This window comes from Paenibacillus swuensis (assembly GCF_001644605.1).
Lineage (GTDB): Bacteria > Bacillota > Bacilli > Paenibacillales > DY6 > Paenibacillus_N > Paenibacillus_N swuensis.
The window spans coordinates 3,365,519-3,378,742 of the sequence record NZ_CP011388.1; the positions used below are offsets into that span (position 1 = coordinate 3,365,519).

General features: G+C 48.1%; 13 protein-coding genes and 1 other RNA gene. 12 read left to right on the plus strand and 2 right to left on the minus strand.

Annotated elements, in window-relative coordinates; all coding sequences use genetic code 11:
- Positions 1-5 precede the first annotated feature (5 nt).
- The 5 genes from rpoD (at position 6) to rnpB (ending at position 4,416) form a co-directional block, all read left to right on the plus strand.
- Complete coding sequence (gene rpoD / locus SY83_RS14795; protein ID WP_068607787.1) at positions 6-1,130, plus strand: RNA polymerase sigma factor RpoD; 1,125 nt, start codon at positions 6-8, stop codon at positions 1,128-1,130.
- Positions 1,131-1,232: 102 nt separating this feature from the next.
- Positions 1,233-2,069 (plus strand): hypothetical protein, encoded by an 837-nt coding sequence (locus tag SY83_RS14800; RefSeq protein WP_197479868.1) that lies wholly within the window; start codon positions 1,233-1,235, stop codon positions 2,067-2,069.
- A 1-nt stretch (position 2,070) separates the two neighbouring features.
- On the plus strand, positions 2,071-2,838 hold the full coding sequence (locus SY83_RS14805; RefSeq protein WP_068607790.1) for a tRNA (adenine(22)-N(1))-methyltransferase: 768 nt from the start codon (positions 2,071-2,073) through the stop codon (positions 2,836-2,838).
- Positions 2,814-3,929, plus strand: a complete 1,116-nt coding sequence (locus SY83_RS14810; protein ID WP_068607791.1) for a Nif3-like dinuclear metal center hexameric protein — start codon at positions 2,814-2,816, stop codon at positions 3,927-3,929. The genes SY83_RS14805 and SY83_RS14810 overlap by 25 nt, the downstream gene beginning before the upstream one ends.
- 82 nt (positions 3,930-4,011) lie before the next feature.
- Positions 4,012-4,416, plus strand: an RNA gene (gene rnpB / locus SY83_RS14815) — RNase P RNA component class A.
- Positions 4,417-4,474: 58 nt separating this feature from the next.
- Here the strand turns inward: rnpB and SY83_RS14820 are convergent.
- A complete protein-coding gene (locus tag SY83_RS14820; protein WP_068607794.1) occupies positions 4,475-6,325 on the minus strand; it encodes a S8 family peptidase in 1,851 nt (616 codons plus the stop codon).
- 215 nt (positions 6,326-6,540) lie between these two features.
- Between SY83_RS14820 and SY83_RS14825 the strand changes: the two genes are divergently transcribed.
- The 6 genes from SY83_RS14825 to thiI all read left to right on the plus strand — a co-directional run bounded on the left by SY83_RS14825 (position 6,541) and on the right by thiI (position 11,560).
- Complete coding sequence (locus SY83_RS14825; protein WP_068607798.1) at positions 6,541-7,038, plus strand: YpuI family protein; 498 nt, start codon at positions 6,541-6,543, stop codon at positions 7,036-7,038.
- Positions 7,039-7,189: 151 nt separating this feature from the next.
- A complete protein-coding gene (locus SY83_RS14830; RefSeq protein ID WP_068607800.1) occupies positions 7,190-7,408 on the plus strand; it encodes a DUF1540 domain-containing protein in 219 nt (72 codons plus the stop codon).
- Between the two features lie 35 nt (positions 7,409-7,443).
- Complete coding sequence (locus SY83_RS14835; protein ID WP_068607803.1) at positions 7,444-8,133, plus strand: hypothetical protein; 690 nt, start codon at positions 7,444-7,446, stop codon at positions 8,131-8,133.
- 121 nt (positions 8,134-8,254) lie between these two features.
- Positions 8,255-9,070 carry a lytic transglycosylase domain-containing protein gene (locus tag SY83_RS14840; RefSeq protein WP_231891261.1) on the plus strand — a complete coding sequence of 272 codons (816 nt, stop codon included), beginning with the start codon at positions 8,255-8,257 and terminating at the stop codon, positions 9,068-9,070.
- A 91-nt stretch (positions 9,071-9,161) separates the two neighbouring features.
- On the plus strand, positions 9,162-10,313 hold the full coding sequence (locus SY83_RS14845) for a cysteine desulfurase family protein (RefSeq protein WP_068607805.1): 1,152 nt from the start codon (positions 9,162-9,164) through the stop codon (positions 10,311-10,313).
- A complete protein-coding gene (gene thiI, locus SY83_RS14850; protein WP_068611125.1) occupies positions 10,313-11,560 on the plus strand; it encodes a tRNA uracil 4-sulfurtransferase ThiI in 1,248 nt (415 codons plus the stop codon). Before SY83_RS14845 ends, thiI begins: the two co-directional genes overlap by 1 nt.
- 53 nt (positions 11,561-11,613) lie before the next feature.
- Here the strand turns inward: thiI and SY83_RS14855 are convergent, their stop codons facing one another.
- Positions 11,614-12,306, minus strand: coding sequence for a TerC family protein (locus SY83_RS14855; RefSeq protein WP_068607807.1), 693 nt, complete (start codon positions 12,304-12,306; stop codon positions 11,614-11,616).
- Positions 12,307-12,507: 201 nt separating this feature from the next.
- Between SY83_RS14855 and SY83_RS14860 the strand changes: the two genes are divergently transcribed.
- Entirely contained in the window at positions 12,508-13,170 is a 663-nt protein-coding gene (locus SY83_RS14860) for a TerC family protein (RefSeq protein ID WP_068607809.1), read from the plus strand.
- The last annotated feature ends 54 nt before the right edge of the window (positions 13,171-13,224 follow it).

A 13,224-nucleotide genomic window follows, 5' to 3' on the forward strand; every position in this document is an offset into this window, starting at 1 on the left:
AAGTTATGGCGAATGACCAACATACGGAATTGGAAAATGAACTAACACTGGAGCAAGTGAAAGATCAGTTAATCGAGATTGGCAAGAAACGTTCGTCGTTGACTTACAAGAACATCATGGAGAGAATGGCGGGCTTTGATCAGGATGCCGAGCAAATGGATGAGTTCTTTGAGCAGTTGGCGGATATCGGTATCGAGGTTGTGAATGAAAACGATGATGAAATGTCTCCCAACAATGATGATCCTGACAGGGAACCGGATGAATTTAACTTCGACGATGATTTGACGCTTCCGCCGGGCATCAAGATTAATGACCCGGTGAGAATGTACCTCAAGGAAATCGGACGGGTTCCGTTGTTGTCCGCCGACGATGAGGTTGAATTGGCCAAGCGTATTCTTAAAGGGGATGAAGAGGCGAAGCGCCGATTAGCTGAAGCTAATTTACGTCTTGTTGTTTCCATCGCCAAGCGTTATGTGGGACGCGGCATGTTATTCCTTGATTTAATTCAAGAAGGTAATATGGGTCTCATTAAAGCTGTCGAGAAGTTCGACCACGCCAAAGGCTTTAAATTCAGTACCTATGCAACTTGGTGGATTCGTCAGGCCATCACACGCGCCATTGCCGATCAGGCAAGAACGATCCGGATCCCTGTGCATATGGTGGAGACCATCAATAAGCTGATTCGCGTATCTCGTCAGCTTCTGCAAGAATTCGGCCGGGAGCCTTCGCCGGAGGAAATTGCTGCTGAAATGGAGCTAAGTACAGAAAAAGTGCGGGAGATTATGAAGATTGCGCAGGAACCCGTATCGTTGGAAACCCCAATCGGAGAAGAAGACGATTCGCACCTGGGCGATTTCATTGAAGATCAGGAAGCGCTGGCCCCGGCAGACGCGGCTGCTTATGAGTTGTTGAAGGAGCAGCTGGAGGATGTGCTGGATACGTTAACAGAACGCGAGGAGAATGTACTTCGTTTGCGTTTCGGTCTGGATGACGGAAGAACACGTACGTTGGAAGAGGTAGGCAAGGTATTCGGTGTCACCCGTGAGCGTATCCGTCAGATTGAGGCTAAAGCGCTTCGCAAGCTTAGACATCCTAGCCGCAGTAAACGCCTGAAAGATTTCTTAGAATAAAGTTCGGTTTCATAGACCTTTCTGCTTGCAGCTTATGCTTGCAGTAAGGTCTTTTTTCTGGGGAATACAATGTAAATTATACGGCCGGTTCGCCGGGTTGGAGTGAAATCAATGGATGTGGAGAAGCGCACGTTAATCGTTCGCGAGATTGAGCATTGGCGCCGAAGCAAGCTGCTTCCGGAGCAATATTGCGACTTTCTGTTAAATCTCTATAGGGATGAAGAAGTGAACAAGGACTCAGAGGTATTCGGAATCTCCACTAAATTTGTTCAGAACAGCTCCTGGCTTGGTTGGCTTCTTTCATTTGGGGTAATTTCCTTAATTTGTTTTATTGCTCTTCATTTTAACTCTTTTGCATTGTCAATGCAAATGGCTGTCATTGGTGCGGCTGTTGTTATTTTATATTGTGCAGGAATGATATGGAGAACCAGGAAAAGGACCTTGGCCGTCATGTTATTCGGTGCCGGCAGTATACTCATGCTCTGGTTTGGTATACACTTTCTAACAATCAGCGGTTATGCTGAAGGACATCTGACGGCATTGTATATAGCCATATGCGGTTTGCTCTGGATTGTGCTTGGCATTACACTCGTCTTACCGTTTCTGCATCTTTGCGGCTGGTTAGGACTGGTACTTGCTTACGGATGGTGGATTCATCTTGAATCCGTTTCAGAATCGATGTGGATACACGAACTGTATTGGATCCCTGCAGGTTTCTTCTTATGTTGGTTAGCCTGGCTTGTACATCATCGGTCCAAATCAACTTCCGGTGTTTTGTTAATGGCTGGGGGGCTTCTGTGGCTGATGCCTCAACTATATCAGTTACTTGTGGAACAAGCGGTGGAGTCTCATATTCAGTGGATCGGCTTTGGTAAGTTGCTTCTGGCCGGATTGATTTTATTTGTATCACGAAAAAAATGGACAGAATGGGTTGCATAAAATGACGGTTAAACTTTCACAACGATTATTAACAATTGCACATCAAGTGCCCGCAGGCAGCAAAGTAGCGGATATCGGTTCAGACCATGCCTTGCTTCCGACCTACTTGGTACAAAGCGGAAAGGTACATTATGCCGTAGCGGGAGAAGTAAATAAGGGGCCTTATGAGGCGGCGAAGAAGCAAGTAGAGGACGCCCGGCTGGAGCAAATGATAGCGGTGCGCCAAGGCGACGGACTATCCGTTCTCGAAGCCGGGGAAGTTGATACGATAACGATCGCGGGGATGGGCGGAAGTCTAATTGTTTCGATCCTTTCCGCGCTGCCCGAGAAGTTGAAAGGTGTTCAGACCTTAGTGCTGCAACCTAATGTGGCGGAAGATCAGGTCCGGCAATGGCTGCGGGATAACGGTTGGTTTCTGACCGATGAACACATTCTTGAGGAAGATAAGAAGATTTATGAGGTACTTACAGCTGTAAAGAAAGACCATGCCGATACGCATAACGCCAACCTTTATGATGAAAGCCGTGAACTTCCATGCGGTCTGCGTCTGACGCCGGAGCAAGTGATTAGTTTTGGGCCCTATCTGATCCGGAAAGCGGATGCCGTGTTTATGTCCAAGTGGGAACACGAATTGGATAAGTTGAACCGTATCCAAGGGACCGTAGAGCAATCCAAGCTGGAGAGCTCCAAGAAAAAGGCAGAGGAACTTGCAGCCCAAATCCAGGGAATCGGGGAGGTACTCGCATGCTTGCGAAAGGGCAGACTGTAATTCAGTACATGGAGCAATTAGCTCCGAAGCATTACGCGGTGCCTGATGATCGAATCGGTTTGCAATTAGGCACGCTTCATAAAGATATACGTAAAGTGCTTGTGGCGTTAGATGTTACCGATGCCGTCGCGGAAGAAGCGATAGCCGAAGGCGCGGATTTAATTATCGCTCATCATGCGATTATATTCAGAGCTTTGAAGCATCTGCAGACCGACTCTCCTTCCGGAAAGCTGTATGAGAAATTAATTAAACATGATATAGCCGTGTACATCTCTCATACCAATCTGGATGTCGCTGACGGCGGTGTCAACGATATGATGGCCGAGGCGCTGGGATTAACCGGATTGGCTCCTTTGGAAGATATTCACACCGAGAAGTTGTATAAACTTGTTGTGTTTGTTCCTGAGACTCACCATGCACAGGTTCTTGAAGCGCTGTTTCAAGCAGGTGCAGGGCATATCGGCAATTACAGCCATTGCTCATTTAACATCAATGGGAAGGGGACGTTTAAGCCTCAGGAGGGTGCCAGTCCGTTTACAGGTCAACTAGGAAAGTTGGAGGAGACGGATGAAGTGCGGATTGAAGTCCTTGTGCCCGACAATGTACATCGCAAGGTAGTTCAGGCTATGCTCAAAGCTCACCCTTATGAAGAGGTAGCCTATGACCTTTATGCGATGGATCTTAAAGGCAGATCATTCGGTTTGGGGCGTGTAGGAAAGCTGCCGGAAACCGTGACGTTGAGGGAATTGAATGAGCGTGTAAAGGCGGCTTTCCGTGTGCCGTTGTCACGTGTAGTCGGTGACCCTGAACAAACCGTGCGTAAAGTAGCCGTATTGGGGGGTTCAGGCAGCCGTTATATTGGTCACGCGATGTTCGCCGGCGCGGATGTCCTCGTAACAGGCGATATCGATTACCATACGGCTCACGATGCACTTGCGGCGGGGCTATGTATTATTGACCCGGGTCATAACGTGGAGAAGATTATGAAGCATGGAGTTGCGGAATGGCTCCGTGAGCGGCTTGGTGAGAGCAAGAATGCAACGGAGGTTGTTGCTTCAAGAGAAGAGACGGAGCCCTTCCTGTTCTTGTAAGTGAGGAAAATGAAGGCAAATATGCTATTCATTGAAGGTTGAGTTTTGCCGGTTAACAGAGTATACTAGCAATTGTGAGTGAGAAGTTTGACAGACAATCGCCGGCGATTCTTACGAAACGCGGGAGGAAAGTCCGGGCTCCACAGGGCAGGGTGCTGGATAACGTCCAGTCAACGCGAGTTGAAGGATAGTGCCACAGAAATGGACCGCCGATGGCGCGCAAGCGCACAGGCAAGGGTGGAACCGTGGTGTAAGAGACCACGAGGGTTTATGGTGACATATTCCCTGGTAAACCCCACTTGGAGCAAGACCTAATGGAACGCAGCAAGCTCGACTTGCAGCCTTAGCCCGAGGCGCGTTCGGGTTGGTCGCTTGAGCAGGGCAGCAATGTCCGGCCTAGATAGATGATTGTCACTTTACGGGTGGGAGGCTTGTTACCGTTAACACCACCGGAAGTACAGAACCCGGCTTAAGGCAAACTTCTCGTAACTTTCATATTATACTGAGATATAAACACAAAGGAGCCCTAGGGCTCCTTTTTTCTATTATTGAATATATTTGCGCTCAATGGCGGCAAGTTTGCGTTCCAGTTGCTGTGGCCAGAATTGTATAGAATATTGGTTTTGGGACGCTGCCTGTAAAGCGCGGGGAACGTCAATCTGTCCCCATCCGAAATCAGCGTCATGACCCGCCGCCCCCAAGTCTGTAGCGGACTTCCGCATAAGCTCCATAATTTGGACATTGGTAAGCTCGGGATTCATGGAGCGAATCAAACCCGCCAAGGCGGCGACATGCGGGCTGGCCATTGAAGTTCCGGATAATGCGGCGTACTGACCGCCTGTATAGGTACTAGGGATATTTACTCCGGGCGCGGCAACATCAATATATGCCCCATAGTTGGAGAACGCAGCTTTTCTGGAATTGCTGTCCGTTGCGGCAACGGCAAACACTTCTGGATAGGCGGCAGGGTAACCGGGTCTCTCTGTGTTATCATTACCGGAAGCCGCGATCAGCACGATATCTTTATCATATGCATAACGAATGGCATCGTGAAGAAACTCGGCTTCAGCGTAGTTGCCCAAGCTCATGTTAATGACCTTGGCTCCGTGGTCCGCGGCCCAGATGATCCCTTCGGCCACGGCGTAAGTTGAGCCGGCCCCGCTCTGATCGAGCACCTTTACCGGCAATATTTTGTTAAACCATGTCATACCGGCCACACCTTCACTGTTGTTCACCGAAGCGGAAATAATGCCGGAAACATGCGTGCCGTGTCCTACATCGTCAGAAGGAACATTGCTTTTATCGAAAACGTTATATCCTGGCAGTAACCGCCCTTTCAAATCCGGATGCTCCAAATCGACACCTGTATCCACGACAGCGACAATGGTTTCTTCATTTCCTTTGCTGAGGCCCCAACCTTCGTTTGTTCCGATGATTGGAAGATTCCATTGGTACTTAGCGTAAAGTGTATCATTAGGTGCGGCGGATTCGGCTTCGTTAGTCATGTATAAAAAGTGAGGTTCCACATACTGCGGGTTCCAGCGTTCTTGAAAATAGCGCATCAGCTGTTTAGCATCCATACGGCGGGATTCAAATACATACGTGTAGCCGAGTTTTTTCATACGAACACATGCTATTTCTTTCTGAATCTGCTTCAGGTCCGCGTTTGTGGGGGATTGTCGAAATTTTACAACCACTTGGTTCATATGATAATGACTTGTGCCTTCATTTTGCTCCGGATGATCCACGGTCACATCTTCCAGAGTGACGGAATCAGCAGATTCAATACGATACCGGCCTTCGCTGGGGAAGGGGGCAATGCGCAAGTTTTTAACCTGTTGAAGTTTAATTTGGTCAAGTAAATCCTGATGAACAATGCCTGTTACATAGGATGATGGAGTCGGAGACGGCACGCCCAAAACGAAGTAAGTCTGACCTTTAACCTGAAAAGGGCGGGAGACATATTGTTTTCCGGCATTGGCGCTGTTTGCTGCCTTCTTCAGTTCATCCTTGGCTTCCTGATAAGCCTTGGCATCTATAGAACCTGAGGAGATCTTTGAGCCGTCTCGTCTCCATTCCAGCAATTCCATGTGCGCGTATCGTTTCCGGAAGTTGTCCATCGCAGTTTTCATGTCGGAAGGTGTTCTCCGATTCGCCCCGCTTAGCATGTGGTTAATATGCAAGACACATTGTTCCCTGGATAACAGCTCCGTTTTTTGCAGGTCCTGTTTCATAATCGTGCGATTGTGCCTGATTTCCGCTGAAGCGGTTTTCATATTACCAGGATTTAAGGAATCGGGCTGTGCGTAGCGGTCGCCAGGTGTGGTACCTTGATTCGGGATCGCGATGATTGCCAATGTGGCCAGAAACACCAAACCTAATAGCGCTCGTTTCATGAAAATGACTTCCTCTCCGATTTAATCTGGGCCGTGAGGCGTTACAGTTAGGATAAGGAAGCGTATATGAATTTATTCAAAAGCCAAGTAAGGTAGATTTTTGTTACTTTTCTTGTTTAGATGTGGTAGGATTTATTATGAACTTTGAATGATTTGTTTTTTATGATGAACAGAATTAACGATCGGTCACAATCTCTTGGGAGGGCTTTTTCTTGATGGCTAACAATGATGTCAAAAACCTTTGTGAAACAACCCGGGCAAAACTGAAAGAAGCAAGCAGCATATTGGAGACTTTTCTGAATCGCCATGCTTTGCCGCAACTGACCGCGGAGGAGCCGAACAGCGAGCTGTTTTACAGCGGATGTTTATCGGACTTGCGTCAACTGCTGGTATTTTCAGAAGTTAACTACGAGAAACTAGGTGTGTTGCTGCGTCGTCCGAATTTTCCTGTGGAACCTTCCGAAAAAGCGCTTTATGAAGTGTACCATCAATGTGTGAACGCTTATTTCTATCCGAAGAATGAAAGCTACGCGGAGGACGGACGTTACGCTTACACTGGACAAGATGCTATTCGCTTCAGAACAGCTCCTCATAGTGAAGTGAAGAATACCGTGCTTTCTTTGTCTTCCATTTTCGAAGAGCTTCGTGAAGATTTGGCTTATTATGAGTCCGATTATATTACGCAACGCCGTATTCAAGGCGAGAAAGTTTAATAACAATTACAAAGAATTAAAGTAAAGGGACACCTCAAGGTGTTCCTTTTTTCTATGGACAATTGCTGTATTTACGGGATTATTTTGCCAATATGCAGGGTCGGATAGAGGTTTGCCTATGTGGGGAAATTAATTGGGGGGTGATACTCACATGGAAAAACCAGTTGTTAAATGCAGTGTTTCCAACTGTAATTTTTGGGGACAAGGAAATAACTGCCAAGCCGATGCCATTATGATTGATATCGATGCTCATTCCAGGATGAATTATAACGAAGAGTTTGCCGGAGAATCATTTGATTCCGATCACAAGGACGAAGTGAAAACTTCATCCGCTACTTGCTGCCACACTTTTAGACCGAAGGATGAATAGAAATCTGTTTACGATGTAAGGAGGCATTAGTGCCGATGGACAACAACCGCAACCCATTTTCGAATCGTAATCATGTTTATGGCGAACCCGCAAGCGGGGTAACGTCACCTGAACGTAACGAGTTTAAGCGTGAAAACGGGGCGACACCGAACCCGGAAAATAAAGTCGAATTTGGTGAAGAGACCGCTGTTCCTGTAAAGAAAACCGTAACTCACACAAAACAGGAATTTACAACGTCCAAGGTATTGGATAAACCGAAAGAGTTTACTTCAAACACGGGTGAGGAATTCGGATCAGAAGTAGCTCCGGCGGAGAAGCATATTGAGAAACAAGAGGTCGTTAAAACATCCACATTCGTTACGAACGCGGAAAATTCGTTTCCGGACACCGCTGTGAAAGAAGAGTTTGCGGCCGAATCAGCTCCGAGGGCAACGCCACTGTTAATGGCACCATCTTCGGCTCCGCGCGCACCAATTGCAAGCAACAGCTCAACGAAAGAAGACACGTCCTCCCAGACACAGTCCGAGGGAAGAACGTTTGGCTTTTGGGGTTTGCTGGCATCCATCTTGTCCTTAATTCTGTTTCCCGGACTTTTGGCTCCGGCAGGGATTATACTTGGCTTCGTCGGTTACTCCCGGGGAGCAAGAACGACAGGCGGTTGGGCCATTGCCATCGGGCTCGTCTCGTTAATCGCTTATTTCTTCGCTCAGAGGTATTATCGGTAACGAATAACAGGTTCCTTCGGGAGCCTGTTGTTTTTTGTTGAAATAGGTCAACAGTCGCTGGCGTGCTTTTCCAATATGTAGTAAACTGAGTAGGACAAATTTACTTCGGCGGTGTATACATATGGCGATTGATTCCAGATTGATTGGTGAAATTCTTAAATTGCAGTTGCGTACTGCGGACATTACAACAAGCTTCAATAATGACAGCCTTTCCAATGAACCTTCTACAGGTATGGATTCCGGCTTTGCGCAGACGCTTCAGAATGTCATGAATTCCGAGGAGTCGGCCATAAGCGGCGGTTCTGGCTTGACTGATGTAGACGAATTAAGAAATTACTTTGCACCGGTACCCAATCCATTACTGTTTCGGAATATAGATCAATACGCCTCATTGCCATCCATAGTTGAAGGAACTGGAATCCAGTCTTCATTTACAGACATGCCTGTGAACATTATGCCATCTGTTGTTAATCAGGTTTCAGCCTTATCTATGGAATATTTTCAGAACGGAAGCACGGTTTCCACCGAATTCAATGCACTGATTGAACAGGCCGGCCGTAAGCATGGTGTGGACGTAAGTCTGATTAAAGCGGTCATCCGAACAGAATCCTCCTTTAATCCTAACGTTGTCTCCTCCGCCGGCGCGAAAGGATTGATGCAGCTGATGGATGGTACGGCTTCTTCTCTCGGTGTTCGTGACTCGTATGACCCGTCCCAGAATATTGAGGGAGGGACTCAATATCTGGCTGACTTACTGAGGAAGTACGACGGTAACGAAGCTGTAGCTATAGCAGCCTATAACTGCGGACCTGGCCGGATGGATCGACTGGGGATTTCAACGAATGGCGAACTGTACGCCAACTATGACAAGCTTCCTCGAGAGACACAGCGTTATGTGGAGAAAGTATTGAAAGCCCGCGAACAATATATGATATAATAACAGATAAGAATAATGTGAAATGATCAGAATGCTTCTCGTGAAGCCATTGTGATCATTTTCTTTTTGGCAGAAGAAGGAGTTATAGAACATGCTGTATTTTGATCATAGCGCAACAACCCCGCCCTTTGATGAGGTGGTCGATACTATGGCCGAAGTGATGAAACGTCACTGGGGAAATCCGTCCTCCTTGCATCGCCTCGGGCATGAGGCGGAGCAGCTGCTGACCCGAGCCAGAGAGGTAACGGCTTCGGCTCTGCGCGTATTGCCCGGAGAAATTATATTTACTTCCAGTGGAACAGAAAGCAACAATCTGGCTCTGAAAGGCATCGCATATCAATATCGCAACCGAGGCAGGCATTTAATTACATCTTCAATCGAACATGCATCGGTAGCCGAAACGTTCCGGCAACTGGAAGACGAAGGCTTCCGCGTCACCCGGTTGCCTGTGGATTCGTCCGGCGCCGTGTCCGCAGAAGACCTGGAGCAAGCGCTGACGGACGAGACGATTCTCGTCAGCATCATGCACGTCAACAACGAAACTGGCCGTATACAGCCCGTAGAGGCGCTTGGGCGGGTGCTGGCAAATCACCCGCGCGTGCTCTTTCACGTCGATGCTGTGCAGAGCATCGGCAAGATCCCGGTCCGCCCCCGTGACTGGCACATCGATCTGATGAGCGTCTCCGCTCATAAGATCCGCGGTCCCAAAGGGGTCGGACTGCTGTTTCGCCGCGCCGGCGTGCAGCTGCATCCGCAGCTCGCCGGCGGCGGCCAGGAGTTCGGCGCGCGCAGCGGTACGCCGAACGTGCCCGGCATCGTGGCGGCGGCCAAAGCCTGCCGCCTCACGATGGAGCGGGACCATACGGCGCATCTGTACAAGCTGCGGCGTATGGTGACCGAGCAGGTGCAGGCGCTGCCCGCGCTAAGCCTGACCGGCTCGGAGAGCGAGGCGGATATGGCGCCGCACATTATCCACTTTTGCTACCCGGGCATGAAGGCCGAGGTGGTCGTCCATATGCTGGAGAAGCATCAAGTGTATGTGTCAAGCCAATCCGCCTGCGGCTCCAAGACCGAGAAGCCCAGCGCGACGCTGCTTGCGATGGGCTTTGATGAAGAGCGCGCCCGCTCGGGAATTCGTATTTCCCTTTCGGGTGAGCACACGGAGAAGGACGCAGCGTTTCTTTGCCGCTCGTTAAGGATGACTGTAGACAAATTACAACCGCTAGTGAGGAACTGGACATGATAAACCCTGATTTGATATTACTTCGCTTTGGTGAGTTGACCTTGAAAGGCAAAAACCGGAACCGATTCGAACAAGCCGTGATCCACTATACTTTGGATGTGTTAAAAGATTTCGGAGAGCTTACTTACCGAAAGGCTTACGGACGTTTTTTTCTGGAGCTGAACGGGGCTCCTTACCCCTCCGTAGCCTCTAAATTAAGCAAAATTTTTGGAATCCAAACGTTCTCTCCCGTATTGCGGAGAAGCCATGACTCTGAAGCGATTTGTACCGCCGCGGTGCAAGTGATGGAAGGATTAAGCAAACGTCCTCAGACGTTCAAAGTTTCGGTGAAACGAACATGGAAGGAATATCATCACGATACGCAAGAGATGAATCCTATGATCGGAGGCGCGGTATTACGGGCGTTTCCAGGGTTGAAAGTCGATGTACATGAACCGGATGTGGAGCTTCGCGTAGAGATTCGGGAAGAGGGTACCTACATTTTCTCGGATATCATCCCCGGTGCGGGAGGTTATCCTGTCGGGAGTAACGGGAAAGCGATGTTAATGCTTTCAGGCGGCATTGACAGTCCTGTAGCCGGTTGGTTATCCATGCGCAAGGGATTGGAGATTGAAGCAGTACATTTCCATGCTTTTCCCTTCACGAGTGAACGGGCTAAACAGAAGGTAATCGACTTGTCACTGCATTTAGCGGGTTACACGCGTAAAATTAAAGTGCACATGGTGCCGTTTACCGAGATTCAAACAAGGCTTAACGCTATGGGGCAGCCTAATTTAATGATTACCCTGATGCGCCGGGCGATGTTCCGCATCACCGAACGTCTTGCCGATCTGAACGGCGCCAAAGCGTTGGTTACCGGAGAAAGCTTAGGGCAGGTGGCCAGTCAAACACTGCCTAGTCTGAATGCCATCGGAAGTGTTGTCGATATGCCGCTGTTGCGTCCCCTGATTACGATGGACAAAGAGGATATCATCCGAATTGCTCATCGAATCGGGACGTATGACACATCCATACTGCCTTATGAGGATTGTTGCACTTTGTTTGTGCCCAAGTCACCCAGCACCAATCCAAATATTAATGTTTTGGAACGGATTGAAGGCAGGGCCGCATGGCTGGAAGAGGAGATTGAAAAGGCGGTTAAAGATACAGAAAGCTTCATGCTTTCTCACTTGTTTGATACGGGGTATGCCCCTAAGCAAGAAGGTATTGAAGTTTCGCTAAGTGAAGATATGGAAAGGTTTTTCTGATATAAAAAAAATACCTCGTAAGGCTCATACAAGCCCTGCGAGGTATTTCTTTGTTATGATAGCTGACCTTGGTTTTTAGTGGCTTTCTTTCTCGAGCTGACCAACTTGCCGCCAACCAGAACGCCAATGACTACGATTGCGATAAATCCCCAGTATATAAGGGCATTTTCTTCAAAAAAGCCTTTGAGCTTAGGTTCATGGGTAACCATCTTAGCGGCGGTGTAAGCCAATATACCCGATCCTAAATAAATTACCCATGGGAAACGGTTAATAATGGTAATAAACAAGGTGCTTCCCCAAACAACAATCGGGATAGAGATTAGCAAGCCCAATACTACAAGGGTAAAATCGCCATGTGCCGCGCCAGCTACGGCAATAACATTATCTAAGCCCATAGCTGCATCGGCAATAATGATCGTACGCACTGCGGCCCAGATGCTGCTGCCCGCGGCAAGCTCATGGGGCTCCGCATCGTCAACCAACAATTTATAGGCGATCCAGATCAGTAACGCCCCTCCGATTACCAACAACCAAGGAATTTCCAATAGCCATACGATTAACAAAGTGGCAACGATCCGAATTAAGACAGCTCCCGCGGTACCTAAAAGAATAACCTTTTTCTGATTTTCCTTCGGTAAATTACGGGCGGCCATCCCGATTACAATCGCATTATCGCCGGCGAGAATCAGGTCGATAAATACAATTGTCAAAAGCTTTGAGAAAAAATCTAACGTCAAGAAATCCAATGCTTCCACTCCTTCTTATGTCTTAGGTTGTCACATTAACCGACTACCCATGCAATACAACGTAATTGTCTATACGTATGTACCTTAAATTGGTTTCATAGAAACCGGATAAATTATAACGAAATTTGAAAGAGTTAGTCAATGTAATCCGTAATCATTTCCGAAACCCTTTCATAGATTGTATTATGGGGGGTTGTACACATGGACGAATTTATCTTATTTTTGCAAATTATGCTTATCAACATACTGCTTAGCGGAGATAATGCGGTCGTCATCGCGTTGGCCAGTAAAAATCTGCCTCCCGCTCAGCAGAAGAAGGCGGTTTGGTGGGGCGCAGGCGGTGCCGTGGCCCTGCGCCTGGTGCTTACGGTCGTTGCGGTAATTTTGTTGGACGTGCCTTTTATTCAAGCCATTGGCGCGCTGCTCTTATTTTATATCGCTGTAAAGTTGTTGGCTGAAGAAGGGAACGAAGAGCATATTGCGAGTCCAGTTACGTTGAGAAGCGCGATTCAAACGATTATCGTGGCGGATATCGTCATGAGTCTGGATAATGTGCTCGCCATCGCCGCTGTGGCAGAAGGTGATTACGCCATGATCATCCTGGGAATTACGCTGAGTATTCCATTGATCGTGTGGGGAAGCGGCATGATTATGAAATTGCTGCAGATGTTCCCCATTTTGACGTTAATGGGTGCCGGAATTCTTGGCTTTACGGCAGGCGAAATGTTTGTGGGCGATCCTAAAGTGAATGAACTTGTTCTACATCATAATGAGATGATGCATCTGGGTATTCCCATCGGTTTAACGGTAATTATATTGGGGCTGGGTCTGCTTCAGCGCGCCAAGTGGATTCATATTACGTGATGCTCCGTTATAGAAACCGGAGGAAACTGCCCTTTCATGATGTGGGATGGTTTC